Origin of the sequence: Rathayibacter sp. PhB152, from assembly GCF_003751395.1 — a bacterium.
Classification (GTDB): domain Bacteria; phylum Actinomycetota; class Actinomycetes; order Actinomycetales; family Microbacteriaceae; genus Rathayibacter; species Rathayibacter festucae.
Map to the genome: position 1 here is coordinate 21,730 of NZ_RJUT01000004.1, position 18,217 is coordinate 39,946.

An 18,217-nucleotide genomic window follows, 5' to 3' on the forward strand; every position below is an offset into this window, starting at 1 on the left:
CGACCTCTCGTCGGTGAGTGGTGGTTCCGGAGCCGTCCTGCGGGGAGTCGGGGGATCGGCGCGGGACCGCTGAGAGTGTCCGGCAGCACCCCGCGGCGCAGCGAAGAAGTGACGCGAAGTGGGCGCACTGGCGGGTTCTGTCTCTCATCGGGATCGGGCGAGGCCGACGCGAGCGAAGCGAGGACGGTGACGGGGGTTTGTCGTGATCAGCGCCCCGCGTGGTCAGAGCGCCCCGAGGCGATCGAGCGCGTACGACCAGGCGATCCGCTCCTGCTCGAGTCGGATGTTGCCCGCGGTGCTGAGGAGACTCAGAGCGTCGTCCTCGGAGCGGGTGAGCAGAGGAAGGGCTCCCAGATCGGGTGCCGGGTCGGTCCCCCAGAGGTCGCGGTGGGCGAGGAGGGTCTCCGTGTCCATCAGCGCAGATGTCGCGGCGACACCGAGCGCCCGCAGGCGGTGCAGGATCGAGAAGCCCTGGGAGTCGAGATCACCCCAGTAGGTGACCTCGCGGGCCCAGGGCAGATGCGAGACCAGTCCCGCTCGGTCGCCTCCCCCGTGCAGGACGACCGCGCCCGGTACGTCCGGCATCGCCAGGACCGTGGCGAGGTTCTCGAAGACGAAGACCCTCGAGGGGTGGAAGGACAACCGGGCGAGATCGTCGATCGGCGCCGTCACGTCGGAGAGTCCGGACAGGGCGAGGGCGGAGTCCAGGATGCGCACCCGCAGGAGCGTCGACGGCTTCCTCAGTCCGAGATCGATGGCGCCGGTCGTGGAGCGGTGCAGTGCCGTCACGAGACCGAGGCGTCGCTCGATCCACTTCGAGTCGATGCCGCGAATGGGGAGTTCGCGGACGAACCGGTTCGAGACCGGATTGTCCCGCAGCCAGAGGAGGACGGCGACGAGCCGGTCGAAGTCGTCCTCGGTCAGTGCCGTGATGGTGCGCGCGTGGGTCTGCAGTGTCGCGACCGCGGCGTCTCCGCCACCGGTGAGGGATCGGAGCGCATCGATGCGGTGCCGCAGGCGCAGCCACTCGGGCTCCGCTCCCGCCGCACGCGCGATCGAGGTGGCCCCCCGGACGACGGCGCGCTCCGGTATCTCCTGTGATCCGACCCTCGACCAGCTCCGCACCGTCCAGGAGACCTCGATCTCGCCGGACTCCGCCGCGCGGCGCCAGGACTCCACCCAGGTCCGCGCGGCATCCAGATCGGTCAATGCATCGCGCTCGGTGGGCGGATGGAGCGGGAGATCGAGCATCGGCTCCTGGTCGCCGCGCGCAGCCCATGAGCGCGATTCGCGCTGGAAGATCCGCTGGGCGCGGTCGCGGAGGTCGGCCACGGTGACAGGTGCCGTCATCGATGCTGTTCCTCTCCAGGCGTTCCGCCGGCCTCCTGCGGAGAGAACACCACGTCGGCGATCCTCGAGGCGTTGCGGTCCGGGTTGGACACCGCGGTGATGGCGCCCACATAGGGCTCGAGTGTCTGGAGGAGCTTCTGCGGCGTGGCGAGGACCATGTGGAACCCGAACGAGCGGAAGACGTCCATCGCGTTCCGCGTGTAACGGCTGTCGGCCTTGTCGAACGCCTCGTCGAGAATGATCGTCCCGAACCGGGGTGACTCCGCCTCCTCCTCGGTGAGCTGATAGCGGAGCGCGGCCGCGAGGCAGAAGATGACGAGCTTCTGCCGCTGACCGCCCGACAGCCCCTCGGCGGAGTCGTACACCCGGAGGACGGTCCCCGCGGCGTCCTTCTCGCGGGCGAGGAAGCTGACGTGCAGGCGGGTGTCGAGAACGCGAGCGCGCCAGTCCTGATCGACCCGGTCCCGCGAGCCCAGCCGACCCATCACCGTGCGCAGGACGGCGAAGCGCTGCTCGGCGCCCGCCGCGGACTCGTCGGCCCAGTTGCCCTCGACGATGCGGCGCAGATTCGCGAGGAAGTCCTCGACCTCGGGGGAGCGCGTCGTCCTGATGTCGATCTCGAGGAATCGGTCCCGTCCTTCGAACGGAGACCGTCCGAGAGAGGCGTTGACCGGCAGGATGCGCTCCCGGACGAGTCCCGGCGCATCCCGCAGATCGCCGAGGAGGTGGGCCACGACGTCCCGCGACCGCTCTCGAAGCAGGCGCCGGAAGTCGCTCTCCTTCTCCGGGAGCCCCCGGCTGAGGATGCCCTCGAGGAGAGCCCGGTAGCCGTACCTGTCTGCGATCTCGGCGGTCAGATCGGCGCCCGCCGCGGGCCAGGCGGCGCGGAACGCGGCGGCACCCGCGGCGAAGGCGGCCGCGGCGTCGCCACTGCGTCGCGCGGCGATGTCCTTCTCCCGGGAGAGTGCCGATTGCACGGCGCGCGCGATCGCGTCCACGGTCTCGAGGGTCAGCGAGCGCCTCTCGGCCCGGAACCGAGCGCCGAGGGCTTCGGCTGAGGAGTCGTCCAGGCTCGAAGGGGGTGCGGATTCCAGAGCAGCGAGCTGCGACTCGATCCGCTCGAGCGCACCCTGAGCGATCGCCTCCTCGCGGAGCGCCTGCTCGTTCCGGTGCGTGGCGTCCTCGAGCTGCGAGGCCGCCTGCTCCCGAGCCTCCTGCGCGTCGCGCAGCGATGACGACCGCGACGTCAGAGTTCTCAGCTCCGCGCGGTGCGCCGCACTGAGCTCCGCAGCCGCGGCGAGGTCGATGCGCTCCCACGAGACCGTCACGACCCTCTCGAGGACCGCTCGCTGACCGAGCGCTGATTCTCGTGCGGCGTCCGCCTTCCCGTCGGCTGCGGCGGCCGTCGCGCTGGCACGTTCGGCCTCCCGCTGCTGAGCGAGGAGCGCGTCCAGCCGCGCCTCCGTGTCACCGCCGAGAAGCCACCGGGTCGCATCGCCGACGGCGGAGCGGTCGTCCTTCTCGTATCGGCGCGAGGTGCGCTTGACGAGCCCGCCGATCGTCACTCCGCGGTCGACGTCATCGAGCTCGTCGGCGTCGGCCACGCAGGCGAAATCGAAGTCGGATGCGAGTCGCCGCCGGAGGAACAGGGTGAACGGGCCCTCACTCACCGTGACGCGATGGAGGAGTGAGCGGGGGTCGCGTGGTCGGCGAGGTGGCTCGCTCACCTCCGGGACGGCCTCCATCACCAGACGGACACCGAGATGTCGGGCGTCGGACGCCCGACGAGCTGCAGGGAGGAGGTCGTCGGGCACGAGGAGCGTCGTGGCGAGTGGTGCGAGCACCCGCTCGATCGCGCCGCGCCAGGCCGCGTGCTCGGGCAGGACGGCGACGAGCTCGCCGGCGAAGGGAACCGCAGCGTCCGGAACGCCGAGCGAGCGGGCGAGGAAACGGCGCGCGGCGAGGAGCCGAGGGTCGAGATTACTGCGATGCTCGCGCAGTGCGACGATCTGAGCCTCGACGGCTGCCAACCGCTTCCGGGTCTCGCTCGCCGCATCCCGGATGGAATGGGGCACAGGAGCCACGCGCTTCGTCAGCTCGGCGGCGGCCGTCGCGAGGAGGTCGGCGAACTGCGCCGCATCGGCAGGCAGCGGAACGCCGATCCGCTTCAGCTCACTCGACAGGCGATCTCGCTCCCGTGTCACCTCGCGCTCGGCCCGCTCGGCGGCGGTGATCCGCTCCTGCAGCAGCTCGACACGAGCGCCGCCCTCCTCCCGCACCCTCGCGACGGCAGTGTCGAGGGCACCCCGCGCGATCGCCTGCTGGCGCGAGGTATCAGACAACCGCGACCGGGCTCTGGCGAGTGTCGCGCGCGCGGGGCCGAGCGCCTCGTGCGCCAGCCGCCGCTTGACCGAATCGGTGTACGGCTCGACAGCGTCGTGCAGCTGGGCGACCGAGGACGACTCGGCGGAGGCGAGATCGAACGCCGTGATCGAGGCGTCGAGCGACCGCAGGGCGTCGGCCTGGCGCCGGAGATCGACGACGTGCGCGTGCGCGTGATCGAGTTCGACGAACTGCTCCACCGCATTGTCGGCCCGCGCGAAGGTCGCTGGGGACTCGAGCATGAAACCGCGGAAGAGGGCGTCGAGCGTCCCGAGATTCTTCGCGGACTGCGTCTTGTGGAGCAGCTGCAGCGTGGTGTCGCTGCGGAAGCCGAAGTGCCGGACCACCCGCTCGTGGAACCTGCCGTGCTTGCCGCCGGTCGTGATGAGCGCGTCGGGCAGCGCGGCCGACATCCGCCGCGCATCGATTCCGGTCGCGACGTGCGGCGCAAGGGCGACGATGTCGAGGTCGCCGCGCGTGAAGATCCGGGCGTCCTTCAGCGCGGTCGTCTCGGTGCGGGTGCCCGGAGCATGGAAGACACGAGCGAGCACGACGGGGTCGTCGTGCAGGTTCTCGTAGCGCAGCAGGACCCCGCTCCACGTGGCGCGGGACCGGAGGAAGGTCGTGGTCGCCCGGTCGGAGCTCTCGTCGACCTCCTTCGTCCAGGCGCCCCGCACGTAGCTCATCAGGGAGCGATCGCTCTGCCTGGAGGCGCCGTCCTGTGCCGCGGCGTTCAGCCTGAGCCAGCGGTCGGGAGTCACGACCGCGGCGATCCCGTCGAGTACGGACGACTTGCCCGAGCCCGACGCGCCGGTGAGGAGGTGGCCGGAGCGCGCGATGCCGATTCTCACCCGGCCGGAGAAGGTGCCCCAGTTGAAGAGCTCGACCTCCGCCAGGCGCCACTGCCGGGTGGGCTCAAGCCCGGGCGTCACGTCGGAGGCGTCGTCGTCGAAGGTGAGCATCGTCATTCGTCGTCCTCGTCCTTCAGGTCTTCGTCGTCGCTCTCGTCGCGGAGGGCCTCGGGAGCGGCCGCACCCTGCCGAGAGATCCGTTCGTACTCGGCAGTGATGGCGCGGACCTGGTCGGCGTCGACGATGAGCCGCAGCACCGGAGAGATCTCAGCGCGGTCGTCCTTCAGCGGGTGCAGGACACGCAGTTTGTTCTGCATCTTGTGCCAGGACGCGTTCAGGCGGCTTGCGAAGTCCTTCTCGTCGCGATCCTTGGTGCGGTAGACGGTCAGCTGCTCGAGCACCTCGGTCCTGCCCACGATCACGCGTCCTCGCCCCTCCTCGCTCAGCAGGGTCTGCCGAAGCACGAGCAGCATCGCGCTGTCGAGGAAGGTCAGGGCTTCGGAGCGCACCGCGCTCGGTGCGTCGTCGGAGGGCGCGTTCCGCACGAACGCGAACTCGCGGTCGCGGTCGAGGACCAGCTCGAGGAAGAGATCGGCGAGTCGCGAGCGGATCACTCTCTCGTCGCTCAGGAGCACGGCCCAGAGCTGCGGCTCCCGTGCTCCCGAGAGGTAGGGGCCCCGGATGAGCCGGAGCTGCACGCGCCGGGTGCGGTCGGGCAAGGTCCCGCTGTCACCCTGCCAGAGACCTGGCTCGTCGAGGTCGTCCGTTCCGGCGGAGGAGGGCACGGCCTGCTGCTCGCCGGTCACGACACGGTCCCGATGAAGCGGTGCGCCGCGACGACGGCGGTCCGTGGGATCTCGTCGGTGCCGCGCCAGGAGAGCATCTCGAGCTCGTCGTCGACGGTTCCCTGCTCGGCTGCGAGGGCGAGCAGGCCGACGACGCTGCCGACGCCCTGCGTCGCGGGATGGACCTGCAGGACCTCGGCCACCGTGCAGGACCCTCGCGCGGCGAGCAGATCGTTCGTGTTGCGGATGAGCTCGTCGAAGTCGATCTCGGTCTCCCGGGCCAGAGCCCGGAGGTGCGCGAGGTCGGCGACCGCCGCGGGGTTCTCGTGGATCTCCGCGGTGGCGTCGAGCTCGGCCGGATCGTGGAGGTCGATCGAGCCGACGCTCGTCATCGAGACCGCGGAGAGGTCGAGAGACAGACCGACGGACGACCACGGCCGAGTGTGCGGTGCGGCAGTGATGCCTGCGTGCTGCGCGGTCCGGAGGAGCGAGCGCATCACCCGATCCTGCTGGTAGTCCTGGGACTGCACGTAGCGGCGGAGCGCCCGCGCGAAGAGGGTGATCACGTCGTGGATCTCCGCGCTGCGGCCCTTGAGCGTCGTCAGGAAGGAGCGCAGCGACCGGCGCTCCGCCGAACTGAGAGCGCTGGCGAACGAGCGGTCGAGGATCCGCCGGACATCCGCCTCGAACGCCGCGCCGAGCGCGGGATCGAGCACGAGCTGCGAGAACGCGGCGAAGCTGCGCCCCGCGTCCGAGTCGCTGATGTGGTCGATCCCGCGGAACACCTCGTCGACGACGGTCGCCTGGGAGGCGCCGGATTCGACGATCTTGGCTCGCAGTGACGCATTGAGCGCCTCGAACTCGCCGCGGACGCGGGCGAAGTCGTCGGGCACCTCGGCGGCCTGGGCGAGGAGGTCGCGCACCCTCTCGAGCGCGCGATCGGGGTCGAGCGTGGGGGCGTCTCCGGCCTGCAGGTCGCGGATGCGTCGTTCGATGCGATCGAGCTCCTCCTCGAGCAGCGCGACCCGGGTGTTCGTGTCGGGGTCGGTCTCGATCGCGAGGAGCCGGACCTGCGTCGCGAGACCGGTGAGCCGTGACTCCGTCACGCTCGAGCGCGGCGCGGCTCGCCCTTCCAGAAAGCGGATCGCGACGATGGCCTCGGGGGACAGCTCGAACGTCTCGCCGCGAGCCTCGGTCGACGGCCGACGCACGAGGTAGCCGGCCGAACGCCAGTCGGCGCAGTAGCCCTTCGCACTCAGAGGGAGGTGCAGGCCCTGATCGCGCAGCCGCTCGAGGTCGCCGTCGAGGCGCTCGTACAGCTCCTCCGCGTCGACCCGTCGCTCGTCGGCGCCGAGGTGCGTGCCGAGGAGTCCCGCGATGACGGGGAGGTTGTCGGTCGAGAGAAGGCGCAGGGCGACGTCGTCATCGGCGAGCTTGCGGAGGTGATGAACCTGAGCGACGGCGGGCATGCCGTCATTCTCGTGCACTGCACCGACATCCCGTCGGTGAGCGGCGGAGCCTGCTCCGCCTGTCCGCTCCCTGCCGCTTCACTGGCGCGGAAGGCCGCTCCACGACGCCCACAGGAGCGCGTACGGCCCGCCGGTGGCGAGCAGCTCGGCGTGCGTGCCCTGCTCGGCGATGCGGCCACGCCCGCGGTCTACGCGGCGCGGGCTCGGGGCTGATCGGCGGGGTCCGCAGGGCGCGGCCTCGCCGTGGTCGGGGGTGCGGGGCTACCCTTCGACGCATGCACCGGATCTTCACGACGAGCGTCGCCTCCGTGTACCCGCACTACGTGGCGAAGGCCGAGCGGAAAGGGAGGACGAGGGCCGAGGTCGACGAGGTGATCGTGTGGCTGACCGGCTTCTCGGACGAGGAGCTGCACCGCCACCTCGAGGCCGGGACGACCTTCGAGGACTTCTTCGCCGCGGCGCCGATGAACCCGAGCGCGGCCCTGATCACGGGAGTCGTCTGCGGCGTTCGCGTCGAGAGCGTCGAGGATCCGCTGATGCAGCGGATCCGCTGGCTGGACAAGCTGGTCGACGAGCTGGCGAAGGGCAAGGCGATGACGAAGGTGCTGCGCGGCTGACGTCACCGCTGCTCGCGGCGCGGTCACCCTCCGGCGGCCCGGCTCCTGCCACTGCCTGCACTCTCGACCGTGCTTCCGTCGGCGCCCTCGCTCCGATCGGGGCCCGGCCGACCCGATGTCGGCGCGCCGGTGGGTGGCCCGCGACGACGGCGGACCGCCACCACGATGAGCGCGATCACGGCGACGACGGCGAGCCAGGGGAGGAGGAAGCCGAGGCCGATGAGGGCGCCGTTCGCGGCGACGACCAGACCGTTCCAGCCGGCGAGCAGGCCGTCGAGGAAGCCGGTGGGCTCTGCGGTGACGGGGGACGACTCCGGGAGGACCGTCACCGTGAGGGTCGCCAGCGATACCTGGCCCTCGAGGGCGGCGAGCTGCTGCTGGGAGGACTCGAGCGAGGCCTGGCGATCGGCGAGAGCGGACTCCGCGGCGAGGAGGTCGGCGAGGCTGCCGGCCTGGGCGATCAGCTCGGTCAGCCGGTCGACGGAGGCCTGGGCGGCGTCGACCCGCGCGCGGAGGTCGATCGCCTGGGTGGTCACGTCGCGCCGGTCGATCGACGAGCCGGTCACCGTGCCGAGGGCCGCCAGCGACTCTCGAGCGTCGGCGAGCCGGTCAGCGGGGACCCGGATCGAGACGCTCCCAGCGCCCTCGGGCAGGGGCGCGTACTGCGACGGGTCGAGAGCGGGGTCGGTTCCGGCCGCCGGCTCGGAGGTGCTGGAGCTGATGCTGGAGCTCTCGACGTAGCCGCCGAGCGCGGCGGCGGTCGCGCTGAGCGCGGCGATCGCGTCGGCGACGGAGCCGGCCTCGAGCGTCGCGTTCGCCGTGGAGACGACCTCCCTGCCGGTCCCCTCCGCGGACGCGTCGCCGGGTGCCTCCGCCGAGCCCTGTGCCGAGCCGTCGGTGAACTGCGGCGCGTAGTCCGCGCCCGACTGCCCGGAGTCGGGACCGCCTGCCTCGCTCGAGGACCCTGCCGCGCTCGAAGCGGACCCCACTCCGACACCGCCTCCGATCAGGGGGCCGACGACGACGGCGACCACGAGGAGGCCCGCGGCGACACTCCCGATCGCGGCGACGCGTCGGCGGCGGGCTCCTCTCTCGCGGCGCGCGGCGCTGATGGAGCGGAAGACCCGCGCCTCGAGTGCCGAGACGCGGTCCTCGTCGAGGGTGTCGAGCTCGGGCGCTGGGCGATCGGACGCGTGGATCTCGGCAGGCTGGAACTCGGAGGCCTGGAGCGCATTCACCCGCTCGTCGGTGGGTTCGGTCATGACGTCTCGGCTCCTCGGAAGTCGTCGACCACGAGTCGGAGGCGTCGACGGACGCGCGACAGGCGGTTGCGGACGGTGGCGTGCGAAACGCCCAGGGTGACCGCGGCCTCCTCGTAGCCGCGCCCCTCGGTGGCGCAGAGGCGGAAGATCGCACGGTCGAGCTCGGCGAGCCCGGCCGTCTCTCGGAGGATCGCCTCGGCGAGCGCCGCGGTGACGATCTGCTGCTCGAGGTCGTGCGGAGAGGGCGTCTCGTCGTCGGCCTCGACGGTCCGCTCCCGGTCGCGGAGGCGGGAGCGCAGGCGGTTGGCCGCTTGGAAGCGGCAGATCGTCGCGAGCCAGGGGAGGAGGGAATCGCTCACCAGCTCGAGCCCGCCGAGTCGGCTCCAGGCGAGGACGAAGGTCTCCTGCGCGACGTCCTCGGCGTCCCGGGGGTCGCGGAGGATTCCGTGCGCGAGCCAGTAGACGGGGCGGACGTAGGCGCGATAGAGGGAGCGGAAGGCGAGCTCGCTGCCCGCAGCCGCGCGGCGCACGAGCTCGGCGTCGGTCTCCTCCGAGGCGGTGCCCGCCCCGCGAGGTGCCGTCGTCTCCTCCCGAGGCGTTCGCGCCTGAGGCGTGCTCTCCTGAGTGGGCGTCATCCGCGGACCTCCTCTCCCTCTCACTCTGACAGTGTCGGGCGGGCGCGGATCGTCTCAGAATCCGATCCGGCCGCCGAGAAGAGCGCCCCCCGCTAGGACAGATCGGGGATCACGATCTGCTGCAGAGCCCAGGTGTTGCCGTCGGGATCGGCGAAGTACACGAACTCGCCCCAGGGCTGCGAGTCGACCTCGGACACCTCCGCGCCACGAGCCAGCAGCTCCTCCCGGGCCTTCGCCGCGTCCGCGACGACCATCTGCAGGCCCTTCTGCGAGCCGGGCACCATCTCGGTGATGCCGACGCCGAGGACGATGGAGCAGGCCGACCCGGGCGGCGTCAGCTGCACGAAGCGCAGCCCCTCGTGCACCGTGTGGTCGTGGTCGGCGACGAAGCCGATCCGCTCGACGTAGAACCGCTTGGCGCTATCGACGTCGGTCACCGGAACCGCGACGAGCTCGAGCTTCATGTCCATGGTGTCTCTCCCGCTCCGTGTCCTTCGAGTGCCCGGCCGGGCTCTCGGGGACGACGTTCGAGCGGCATCAGGTCGGATCACGTCCTGATGGAGGAGCAGGATGTCGGCATGGCTGCGACCACCTCCCGCGCACTCGCTCTGCTCGCCCTGCTGCAGACCCACCGGCAGTGGTCGGGGCCGGTCCTCGCGGCGCGCCTCGGCGTGACGGAGCGGACTCTGCGCCGCGACATCGAGCAGCTGCGCGAGCTGGGCTACGCCGTGGCGGCGACCCGCGGCGCACTCGGCGGCTACCGGCTCGAGCCGGGCAGCCGCGTTCCCCCGCTGCTCCTCAGTGACGACGAGGCCGTGGCCGTGGCGGTCGGACTCCGGCTCGCGGCCGACGAGGGGCTCGCCGACGGCGAGCGGACGACGCTGAGCGCCCTCGCGAAGTTCGAGCAGGTGCTGCCGAGTGCTCTGCGGGAGCGCGTCAGCGCGGTCGGCGGCGTGCTCCGGTCCGCCAGGCCGCGCGCCGCGTCGATCCCGCCGGAGATCCTCGGCCGGATGGCGCTGGCCTGCCGCGACCACGAACGGCTCCGCTTCCACTACGTCGCGGCGGACGGGGCCGAGAGCGACCGTGTCGTCGAGCCGCACGCGGTGGTGTCCACGCACCGCTCCTGGGTGCTGGTCGGCTGGGACCGGCAGCGCGAGGACTGGCGGACGTTCCGGCTCGACCGGGTGAGCCGGCTCCTCGAGACGCGCGTGCACTTCGAGCCGCGGCGGATCCCCGAGGACGACGCCGCGGCGTTCGTGGCGTCGTCCGGGCGGACGGCGCGGTATGAGCTGATGGTCGATCTGGCGATGCCGATCGACGAGGTGGTGCGGGTCTTCGGACGGTGGTCGGCGGGATCCGTCGCGCTCGACGCTCGGTGGACGCGCTGGCCGGTGGAGGCGGAGACGGTGGCCGGTCTGCTCGCGGCGCTGGTCTGGGTCCCGGTGGGCGTGGAGCATCGGGTGGACGGGGATCCGGACACGCTCGCGGCGGTGCGCGCGGCTCTCGAGCGGATGCACGCGGCTGCATCGAGGTGACGCCGTCCCTCCACAGGAGAGGAGTCGCGGCGGCTCTCCACGGATCCGCCGACCGGCTCCCACGGCGGAGGCGGCGACGACGACCGTTGCTGGCATGACTCCTACCGATCGCCTCGCCACCGCCCGCCACAGCCCCTCCCGGGAGCCGGAGCTCCTCCGCGTGAGCGGGCTGCCCGACCTGCTCGCCGCCGTCCCCTCGATGATCGGCCTCCATCCGGAGGACGCCCTCGTCGTCGTCCCGTTCCTCGGGAACCGGGCCGGAGGCGGTTTCCGCTTCCCGATCCCTCACCGACTGCGCCGAGCGGAGGTCGACCAGCTGGCGGGCCGGTGCGAGCGCTTCACGGCGTCGATCTCGCGGGCGACCGGGGTGCTGGCCATCGTCTACACGCGGCAGAGCTACGAGACCGCGCACGGCATCCCGCTGCTCGACCTCGGCCGCACCGTCCTCCGGCGGCTGGAGCGGACCGACCTCGGGATCGTCGGCGTGGCCTGTGTCGCCGCCGACGGCTGGGGGCGCTACACCTCGATCGAGGAGACGCGCGAGCCGCGCCCGCTCGCCGAGATCGAGGAGAGCGGGACCGGCGTCCTCGCGCGCGCGGCGGCTCCCGAGCCGCTCGACGTGACGGCGCTCGCCGCACTGCCGACGGTCTCGGACTCCGATCGCGCGACGGTCGAGGCGATCGTGCGTCATCCCGCCTCGGGGGCGCACGACGTGATCGGCCTGGTCGAGCGGTGGCTGCACGGTCCGCCGGCACCGCGGCAGGAGGCCACGCTGATCCGGGTGCTGCAGTCCCCGGCGCTGCGCGATCAGGCGACCCTGCAGATCGCCCTCGGCTGCGAGACGGCGATCGAGGAGCGGCGGCGTCAGAAGCGGCTCGAGGAGGAGCAGGCGCGCACCGGCCGCCCGATGGACGAGCTCGTCGAGGGCGACGCCGACGCGGGACTCGAGGACGCGCACGACCTGCTCTCCGCGTCGCTGATGATGGGGACGGGGCCCGGCCCGGATCTCGAGCGGACCGAGCGAGCGACAGGTCGGCTCGCTCGCGCGGCGGCGCTCGCGCCCGTCGAGGCGCGGCCGCCGGTGCTGACCGTCCTCGCCTGGTGCTGGTGGGCGCTCGGCGTCTCCTCGATCGCCACCCGGCACCTCGAGGAGGCGCTCCGGATCGACCCGCACTACTCGCTGGCGAAGCTCCACCGGTCGGTGCTCGAGATCCGCGCCGTGCCCGACTGGGTGCTCGACTCCGCGACCCGGTCGCTGGACCGGGCGGCGGCACACGTGTGACCGGCGCGGAGAGCACGTGGTGACGCCGCTCCGAGCGCGGCCCTTGCCGCCTTGGACGAGCGCGAGTAACGTGCAACCACATGGTTGTACGAATCGAGGACGAGAGCGATGTCGACCGGCTGTTTCAGGCGCTCGCCGACAGGACGCGGCGCGACATCGTCGCTCGGGTGTTGGAAGCGGAGCAGTCCGTGACGGTGCTCGCGGCACGCTACGAGATGTCCTTCGCCGCGGTGCAGAAGCACGTCGCGGTGCTGGAGCGGGCGGAGCTCGTCCGCAAGCGCCGCAGCGGGAGGGAGCAGCTCGTGAGCGGAGAGGTCGCCTCGCTCAGGAGGGCGGCGCGACTGCTCGAGGCCTACGAGCTGCTCTGGCGCGATCGCGTCGACCGCATCGCCGACGTCCTCGCCGAGGACGAGGTGCGACCACCGGAGGAACGAAGGAAGGGACGTGCAGGATGACCGTCGTGGAGTCCGTCAAGGACATCGAGAACCTGACCATGACCATCACCGCCGAGTTCGAGGCGCCCGTCGAGCGGGTGTGGCGGATCTGGGCGGACCCGCGGCGGCTCGAGCGCTGGTGGGGACCGCCGACCTGGCCGGCGACCTTCGAGACGCACGAGGCGGTGGAGGGCTCGCGAAGCCGGTACTTCATGACGGGGCCGGACGGGGAGAAGGCTCGCGGCTACTGGGTGGTGACGAAGGTCGAGGAGCCGACGCGGTTCGAATTCGACGACGGCTTCGCCGATGAGGAGGGGAGCCCGGACGACTCGATGGGGGTCACCCACGCGGTCGTCACCCTCGCCGAGGTGGACGGACGCACACGGATGACCGTCCGCTCCTCCTTCGAGACCCTCGAGCAGCTCGAGCAGATGGTGCAGATGGGCATGGAGGAGGGGATGAACCAGGCGATGGGGCAGATCGACGCGCTGCTCGCGGAGTGAGCAGGGCCGACGGCCGGCGGCGGTGGGCGCGCCGTCCGGCGACCGGCCGTCTCAGCTCTGCGGCGCCGAGTCGGTGAGATCGGCGGCGTAGGCGGCGACCGATCGGCGGTAGCGCGGCAGGGTCGGGGCGAGCGCCTCGAGGGCGGTCCGCAGCGCCTCGTCGGTGCGACCGGCACTGTGAAGGGCGAGTGCGAGGAAGACCTCGCGCGCCGCACCGATCGACGGGTGCTGCGGGGCGGAGGAGAGGAGGACGATCGCCTCCTCGGTCCGGCCGAGGTTCCGCAGGGTCGAGGCGTACTGGATGCTCAGCCGGGCGAGCCGCTCGTCGTCGAGACCGGCGGCGACGGCGCGCTCGTACTCCGCGGCCGCCTCCGCCTCGTGGCCCGCACTGTCCAGGGCGCCGCCGAGCTCGAAGTGCGCGACGCCGTCGGTGCCCGGGTAGCGCGCGGCGAGCACTCGCATCCGCTCGACGACACCGTCCGGATCCTCGAGGCCGTCGAGCCGATCGACGGCGCGCTGCCAGAGGAGGAGCTCGTCGTCCGCGTCGTCCTCGAACGCCGCTCCGAGCTCCTCGAACAGCGTCAGCTGCAGGCCGTCGGGGGAGCGCAGGCGGGAGTTGAGCGAGCGCCACGGCGTCTCCCGCGGGGAGGCGACGAGCGCGGCGCCCGCGTCGGCGAGGGCCGCGGTCGCTGCGGCGGCGTCGTCGACCTCGAAGGCGACGCGGAGGGGGTCGCTCGTGTCGCCGTCCGTCTCGAGGCCGTCGATCATCCGGACCTGCGCGGGGTTCGCCAGCTCGAGGGTGGCGACGCCGGCCTCGAGGATCGCGACGCGGGCGTCGCCGTCACCCTCGAAGGCGGCGCGCTCGGACAGACCGAGGGTGTCCCGGTAGAAGCGGAGCGCCGCGTCGAGGTCGTCCACCTGGACGACGAGGCGGAGCTGGCGGACGGCGGGAGGAGTGGAGGCGGTCACGTGCCGACGCTACCGGGTCTCGATACGCCCGCTGCGCGGGCTACTCGATCAGCAGGGGTGCGCTCATGCGGTGGCGGTGTCGCCCGACGCGGTGGGGGAGTCCGGCGCGGCCAGGGTGTCGCTGCCGGAGTCCTCGACCTCGGCGGGTGCGGCGCGGCGTCCGGCCTCGATCACGGCGGTGGAGGCGGCGGCGCCGGCGACCAGGGCGAAGAGCGCCCAGCCGGCCCCCCACTTCCGCTTCCCGACGAGGCCGTCGAAGGAGAGAGCGCCCGGTCCGTCCGCGACGATCGCGGTCGCGGCGGCCGCGAGCAGGCCGTTGTACTCCCAGCCCCCGCCGCTGTTCCAGAGGCCGTTCGACCAGTGCACCTTGCGGACGGCCGTGACCATCGTCGCGATGAGCCCGGCCGCCGCGACCGGCGTCGCCAGGCCCAGGGCGAGCGCGGCGCCCCCCGCGGTCTCGGTGACGGCGGCGGCGACCGCGTTCCGGCGCGCCGGGTGCAGCTCCAGGCTCTTCATCATCTGCTCGGTGCCGTCGAGGCCCGGGCCGTCGAACGAGCCGCGGAGCTTCTGCAGTCCGTGTCCGACGAACAGACCGCCGACGGCGAGACGGAGAACGAGCGAGCCGACCTTCATGGTGACCTCCGGGAGGGATGGGGTGGTGCGGGACGTGTAGAGCGAGCGTCGCGGCTCGGCCGGGCCGGGTCAAGGGGTCGCGCGAGGGGCGGAGATCGAGCAGGAGCGGCCTAGGCGGTCAACCGGTTCGCCTCCTATGATCGGAGAAGATCGACTCGAAGGAGAGCACGCATGACCGGACGCCTCACTGGCAAGACCGCACTCGTCACCGGAGCCGGCTCCGGCATCGGCCGGGCCGTGGCGGAGCGCTTCGCGCGCGAGGGCGCCCGGGTCGCCTTCACCGATCGCGACCTCGCTGCCGCGGAGGACGCCGCGGCCGCCTTCCCGGACTCCGTCGCCGTCCAGCTCGACGTCTCGGACGAGAGCAGCGTCGAGCAGGCCTTCGCCCGCCTCGCGGCGGACGGCTTCGCGGTCGACGTGGTCGTCGCGAACGCCGGCGTGCAGCTGTTCGGGCAGGACGCGAAGATCGCCGACCTCGACCTCGAGGTCTGGCGCCGCACGATCGACATCAACCTCACCGGCACCTTCCTGACGGTCAAGCACGCCGTCCGTGCGATGCGAGGCCGCGGCGGCTCCATCGTCCTCACCGGCAGCCCGACCGGGCTCAACGGCGAGGGCCAGGACTTCACCGCCTACAGCAGCTCGAAGGCCGGCATGCACGGCCTCGCCCGCACCGTCGCCGCCGCGTACGCGGGCGAGGGGATCCGCGTGAACACGGTCGTCCCCGGCTACACCGAGACCCCGCTGGTGACCGCGATCTCGGGCGACGCCGAGGCCCGCGCCGCGATCACCTCGCGGATCCCGCTCGGCCGACCCGGCTCCGCGGCGGACGTCGAGGGCATCATGGTCTACCTCGCCAGCGACGAGTCGAGCTACGCCACCGGCGCGCTCTTCCGCGTCGACGGCGGCATGACCACCCTCTGATCGTGCCCGCGATCGAGATCCGGCCGGCCGCGCCGACGGTCCCGGCCGGGCTCCTGCAGACCGCCGAGCGCGACGAGCGGACGGTCCGCTGCGGCCCGTGGTCGCTGCGGTTCTCGGACGGCCGGCTCGACGACCTCCGGTTCGGCACGGCGCGGATCCTCCGCGGGGTCCGCTTCGTCGTCCGCGACGAGGACTGGGGGACCTTCGCGACCGTCCGCGCGGCCCTCGAGGTCGAGAACGGCACCCTCATGGTCGAGGGCGAGAGCGCTCAGGGGGAAGCACGCGTCACCTGGACCCTGCGCACCGACTTCTCCGGCGACTCGCTCACGATCGCACTCGAGGCACGCGCGAGCACGCCCTTCCTCCGCAACCGGATGGGGCTGATCGTGCTGCACGGCACGGAGAGCGCTGGAGCGGCCGTCGAGGCGCGCCACCCGGACGGCACCGCCGACCGCCTCGCCTTCCCCGAGCGGATCGCGCCCCATCAGCCCGTGCAGGACCTCGCCGGTCTCGCCTGGACCGCCGACGGCGTCCCGGTCGAGCTGACCCTGGAGGGCGACGTGTTCGAGACGGAGGATCAGCGCAACTGGACAGACGCATCGTTCAAGACCTACTCGACGCCGCTGAGCCTGCCGTTCCCGGTGCCGGTCGCCGCGGGGGAGATCGTCCGGCAGAGCCTGCGGATCGACTGCGGCGGCACTCCGCCGACCGTCACGCGGGAATCGCCCGCGTCCCCCTCCGTCCTGCGGACCGGGAGCGCCGGGCACCCGCTCCCCGAGATCCGCACCTCCGCCGCGAGCGCGCCGACGGACCTCCGGCCGGACGTGCGACCGGCGCTCGATCTGCTGGTCGAGTGCGACGTGCGCTGGGCGGGCTGGCGTCGCGCGCTGCGGCGCGCGCTCGAGGACGCCGACGGACGCCCTGTCGATCTGCGCATCGTCGCGTCAGGCCCGGAGGACGTCCGCGCGGTCCTCGACGAGCTCGGCGACGCGCCGCTCGCCCGCCTCGGCGTCTTCGCCGCCCGGGGCCACCGCAGCACACCCGAGCTGCTCGAGGCGGCGCGCCGGGCGGCGGCCGAGCGCGGCGCCGAGGTCGTCGGCGGCGTCCGCTCGCACTTCACCGAGCTCAACCGCGGCGCGGACGCCCTCGCGAACGTGGACGCGGCGCTCGCCTTCAGCATCACTCCCTTCATGCACGACCGCTCGGGGCACCAGCTCGTCGAGTCCCTCGCCGTGCAGCGCACGGTGGTGCGGGACGCGACGGCGCTCGCGCAGGGCCGCCGCCTGCACATCGGTCCGGTCACGCTCGGTGCGCGGATGAACGCGGTGTCGACCTCGCCGTTCGACCCCGGCGCCGTCGACGTCGACCGGTCCGGCTACGGTCCGCAGATCGTCCCGGGTGCGGACGACGCGCGCCAGCACGCGCCCGCGCTCGCGGCCTGGGTCGTCGGCAGCCTCGACGCGCTCGCGCAACCGGGCGTCGCCTCGCTCGCTTACTTCGAGCAGTGGGGACCGCGCGGTGTCACCGCGGAGGCCGGCGTCACGGCTGCCGGCACGGTGCTGCAGTGGGCGGCAGCCCTCACCGGGTCACCTCGTCTGGACGTGGACGCGCCGGGGCTCGTCGCGCTCGGAGGCGTCGCCGCGGACGGCCGGGTGGTGCTGCTCGGCAACCCGAGCGGCGTCGCGGTGGCGATCGATCCGACGGGGATCGAGCGCTGGGAGGCGGCCGGAGGAGCGGACGGCGAGCCGTTCGTGCTCGAACCGGGCGGAGCCGCGCGGGTGCTGCTGACGCCGTAGCCGCGTCCGCGAAGCGACGTCCCGCGCCGCAGGAACCGCTCGACGCGGGCGTCCTGCGGCGCGTCGACCGACGTGCGACGCCAGAGCCCGCCACGACCACACGGTGGTGAGGATCCGTCGGTATCGTCGTCGGCGGCGCGCGAGCGCGGGACCCCCGCCCGCGCCGCGCGCCCCTGAACGAGAGGGACCTCCGTGAAGCATCGACGCCGCGCCCACCTGACCACCGCACGCTCCGCACTGGCACTGTCCGCTCTGGCGCTGTCCGGCGTGCTGGCGCTCTCCGGCTGCTCCGCCCCCGCCGAGGACGCGAAGACCGCCGAGCCGACCTCTCCGCTGATCGACTACCTCGGTGCGCTCTCCGGCGGGGACCTCTCGCCGGAGGAGCAGGAGGAGAAGTACAAGGAGCAGGACCGCAAGCGCGAGGAGCTCGTCGCGACGTGCATGCAGGAGTCCGGCTTCGACTACACCCCGAGCGTGCAGTCGGCGTCGTTCTCGTCGTCCGACGCCGACGCCTACAAGCCGGACGATCGCGAATGGGTCGCGCAGTACGGCTACGGCGTCGTCGACTCTCCCGGTCGCTACGACTCGGCCGAGCCGGAGGACGAGTACGTCGACGCCAACTCCGAGTACTACGACAGCCTCTCGGAGTCCGAGAAGGCGGCCTACTCCGAGGCGCTCCACGGCCCGGCGGAGCCGGAGGACGCCGCGGCCTCCGAGGACGGATCGTACGAGTACGACTGGACGACGGCGGGCTGATTCGGCGCCGCCCAGCACGAGCTCGAGGGGGAGG

17 protein-coding genes are annotated in these 18,217 nt (G+C 72.5%); 8 read left to right on the forward strand and 9 right to left on the reverse strand.

The window, feature by feature from the left end; translation table 11 throughout:
- Positions 1 to 222: 222 nt before the first annotated feature.
- Genes EDF36_RS10060 through EDF36_RS10075 form a run of 4 tightly spaced genes read right to left on the reverse strand, consistent with a single transcriptional unit; the run spans position 223 to position 6,837 of the window.
- Positions 223 to 1,350, reverse strand: a complete 1,128-nt coding sequence (locus tag EDF36_RS10060; RefSeq protein WP_123732921.1) for a DUF3322 domain-containing protein — start codon at positions 1,348 to 1,350, stop codon at positions 223 to 225.
- Positions 1,347 to 4,700, reverse strand: coding sequence for an ATP-binding protein (locus tag EDF36_RS10065; protein ID WP_123732922.1), 3,354 nt, complete (start codon positions 4,698 to 4,700; stop codon positions 1,347 to 1,349). Before EDF36_RS10065 ends, EDF36_RS10060 begins: the two co-directional genes overlap by 4 nt.
- A complete protein-coding gene (locus tag EDF36_RS10070) occupies positions 4,697 to 5,389 on the reverse strand; it encodes a DUF4194 domain-containing protein (RefSeq protein WP_260300666.1) in 693 nt (230 codons plus the stop codon). The genes EDF36_RS10065 and EDF36_RS10070 overlap by 4 nt, the downstream gene beginning before the upstream one ends.
- Positions 5,386 to 6,837 carry a DUF3375 domain-containing protein gene (locus tag EDF36_RS10075; protein ID WP_123732923.1) on the reverse strand — a complete coding sequence of 484 codons (1,452 nt, stop codon included), beginning with the start codon at positions 6,835 to 6,837 and terminating at the stop codon, positions 5,386 to 5,388. The genes EDF36_RS10070 and EDF36_RS10075 overlap by 4 nt, the downstream gene beginning before the upstream one ends.
- 275 nt (positions 6,838 to 7,112) lie before the next feature.
- On the opposite strand from EDF36_RS10075, the gene EDF36_RS10080 reads away from it, so the two are divergent.
- Positions 7,113 to 7,454, forward strand: a complete 342-nt coding sequence (locus tag EDF36_RS10080) for a DUF2200 domain-containing protein (RefSeq protein ID WP_123732924.1) — start codon at positions 7,113 to 7,115, stop codon at positions 7,452 to 7,454.
- A 23-nt stretch (positions 7,455 to 7,477) separates the two neighbouring features.
- Here EDF36_RS10080 and EDF36_RS10085 read toward each other — a convergent pair whose 3' ends face one another.
- The 3 genes from EDF36_RS10085 to EDF36_RS10095 form a co-directional block, all read right to left on the reverse strand.
- A complete protein-coding gene (locus EDF36_RS10085; protein ID WP_123732925.1) occupies positions 7,478 to 8,716 on the reverse strand; it encodes a DUF4349 domain-containing protein in 1,239 nt (412 codons plus the stop codon).
- Positions 8,713 to 9,351, reverse strand: a complete 639-nt coding sequence (locus tag EDF36_RS10090; protein WP_123732926.1) for an RNA polymerase sigma factor — start codon at positions 9,349 to 9,351, stop codon at positions 8,713 to 8,715. Before EDF36_RS10090 ends, EDF36_RS10085 begins: the two co-directional genes overlap by 4 nt.
- Before the next feature lie 92 nt (positions 9,352 to 9,443).
- On the reverse strand, positions 9,444 to 9,821 hold the full coding sequence (locus EDF36_RS10095) for a VOC family protein (protein ID WP_123732927.1): 378 nt from the start codon (positions 9,819 to 9,821) through the stop codon (positions 9,444 to 9,446).
- A 108-nt stretch (positions 9,822 to 9,929) separates the two neighbouring features.
- Between EDF36_RS10095 and EDF36_RS10100 the strand changes: the two genes are divergently transcribed.
- From EDF36_RS10100 to EDF36_RS10115, 4 genes are all read left to right on the forward strand, one after another.
- Positions 9,930 to 10,886: a YafY family protein gene (locus EDF36_RS10100; protein ID WP_185020441.1), complete on the forward strand. Its 957-nt coding sequence runs from the start codon at positions 9,930 to 9,932 to the stop codon at positions 10,884 to 10,886.
- A 94-nt stretch (positions 10,887 to 10,980) separates the two neighbouring features.
- Positions 10,981 to 12,168: a DUF4192 family protein gene (locus tag EDF36_RS10105; protein ID WP_123732929.1), complete on the forward strand. Its 1,188-nt coding sequence runs from the start codon at positions 10,981 to 10,983 to the stop codon at positions 12,166 to 12,168.
- 80 nt (positions 12,169 to 12,248) lie between these two features.
- Entirely contained in the window at positions 12,249 to 12,623 is a 375-nt protein-coding gene (locus EDF36_RS10110) for a helix-turn-helix domain-containing protein (protein ID WP_123446055.1), read from the forward strand.
- Positions 12,620 to 13,105 carry an SRPBCC domain-containing protein gene (locus EDF36_RS10115; RefSeq protein WP_123706583.1) on the forward strand — a complete coding sequence of 162 codons (486 nt, stop codon included), beginning with the start codon at positions 12,620 to 12,622 and terminating at the stop codon, positions 13,103 to 13,105. Before EDF36_RS10110 ends, EDF36_RS10115 begins: the two co-directional genes overlap by 4 nt.
- Before the next feature lie 51 nt (positions 13,106 to 13,156).
- Here the strand turns inward: EDF36_RS10115 and EDF36_RS10120 are convergent, their stop codons facing one another.
- Both EDF36_RS10120 and EDF36_RS10125 read right to left on the reverse strand, forming a co-directional pair.
- Positions 13,157 to 14,074, reverse strand: coding sequence for a tetratricopeptide repeat protein (locus EDF36_RS10120; protein ID WP_123706582.1), 918 nt, complete (start codon positions 14,072 to 14,074; stop codon positions 13,157 to 13,159).
- Between the two features lie 63 nt (positions 14,075 to 14,137).
- Positions 14,138 to 14,707: a DoxX family protein gene (locus EDF36_RS10125; RefSeq protein WP_123706581.1), complete on the reverse strand. Its 570-nt coding sequence runs from the start codon at positions 14,705 to 14,707 to the stop codon at positions 14,138 to 14,140.
- 171 nt (positions 14,708 to 14,878) lie between these two features.
- On the opposite strand from EDF36_RS10125, the gene EDF36_RS10130 reads away from it, so the two are divergent.
- The 3 genes from EDF36_RS10130 (at position 14,879) to EDF36_RS10140 (ending at position 18,183) form a co-directional block, all read left to right on the forward strand.
- Positions 14,879 to 15,631 carry an SDR family NAD(P)-dependent oxidoreductase gene (locus tag EDF36_RS10130; protein WP_123732930.1) on the forward strand — a complete coding sequence of 251 codons (753 nt, stop codon included), beginning with the start codon at positions 14,879 to 14,881 and terminating at the stop codon, positions 15,629 to 15,631.
- 2 nt (positions 15,632 to 15,633) lie between these two features.
- Positions 15,634 to 17,427 (forward strand): hypothetical protein, encoded by a 1,794-nt coding sequence (locus EDF36_RS10135; RefSeq protein ID WP_123732931.1) that lies wholly within the window; start codon positions 15,634 to 15,636, stop codon positions 17,425 to 17,427.
- A gap of 192 nt (positions 17,428 to 17,619) precedes the next feature.
- Positions 17,620 to 18,183 carry a hypothetical protein gene (locus EDF36_RS10140; RefSeq protein WP_123732932.1) on the forward strand — a complete coding sequence of 188 codons (564 nt, stop codon included), beginning with the start codon at positions 17,620 to 17,622 and terminating at the stop codon, positions 18,181 to 18,183.
- Positions 18,184 to 18,217 lie beyond the last annotated feature (34 nt).

What these genes read in the sequence shown, in the direction of transcription:
- EDF36_RS10125 (WP_123706581.1), bottom strand. Translation starts at nt 14,707, where the DNA reads ATGAAGGTCGGCTCGCTCGTTCTCCGTCTCGCCGTCGGCGGTCTGTTC.
- EDF36_RS10095 (WP_123732927.1), bottom strand. Translation starts at nt 9,821, where the DNA reads ATGGACATGAAGCTCGAGCTCGTCGCGGTTCCGGTGACCGACGTCGAT.
- EDF36_RS10110 (WP_123446055.1), top strand. Translation starts at nt 12,249, where the DNA reads ATGGTTGTACGAATCGAGGACGAGAGCGATGTCGACCGGCTGTTTCAG.
- EDF36_RS10085 (WP_123732925.1), bottom strand. Translation starts at nt 8,716, where the DNA reads ATGACCGAACCCACCGACGAGCGGGTGAATGCGCTCCAGGCCTCCGAG.
- EDF36_RS10115 (WP_123706583.1), top strand. Translation starts at nt 12,620, where the DNA reads ATGACCGTCGTGGAGTCCGTCAAGGACATCGAGAACCTGACCATGACC.
- EDF36_RS10060 (WP_123732921.1), bottom strand. Translation starts at nt 1,350, where the DNA reads ATGACGGCACCTGTCACCGTGGCCGACCTCCGCGACCGCGCCCAGCGG.
- EDF36_RS10075 (WP_123732923.1), bottom strand. Translation starts at nt 6,837, where the DNA reads ATGCCCGCCGTCGCTCAGGTTCATCACCTCCGCAAGCTCGCCGATGAC.
- EDF36_RS10130 (WP_123732930.1), top strand. Translation starts at nt 14,879, where the DNA reads ATGACCGGACGCCTCACTGGCAAGACCGCACTCGTCACCGGAGCCGGC.
- EDF36_RS10105 (WP_123732929.1), top strand. Translation starts at nt 10,981, where the DNA reads ATGACTCCTACCGATCGCCTCGCCACCGCCCGCCACAGCCCCTCCCGG.
- EDF36_RS10080 (WP_123732924.1), top strand. Translation starts at nt 7,113, where the DNA reads ATGCACCGGATCTTCACGACGAGCGTCGCCTCCGTGTACCCGCACTAC.
- EDF36_RS10100 (WP_185020441.1), top strand. Translation starts at nt 9,930, where the DNA reads ATGGCTGCGACCACCTCCCGCGCACTCGCTCTGCTCGCCCTGCTGCAG.
- EDF36_RS10090 (WP_123732926.1), bottom strand. Translation starts at nt 9,351, where the DNA reads ATGACGCCCACTCAGGAGAGCACGCCTCAGGCGCGAACGCCTCGGGAG.
- EDF36_RS10065 (WP_123732922.1), bottom strand. Translation starts at nt 4,700, where the DNA reads ATGACGATGCTCACCTTCGACGACGACGCCTCCGACGTGACGCCCGGG.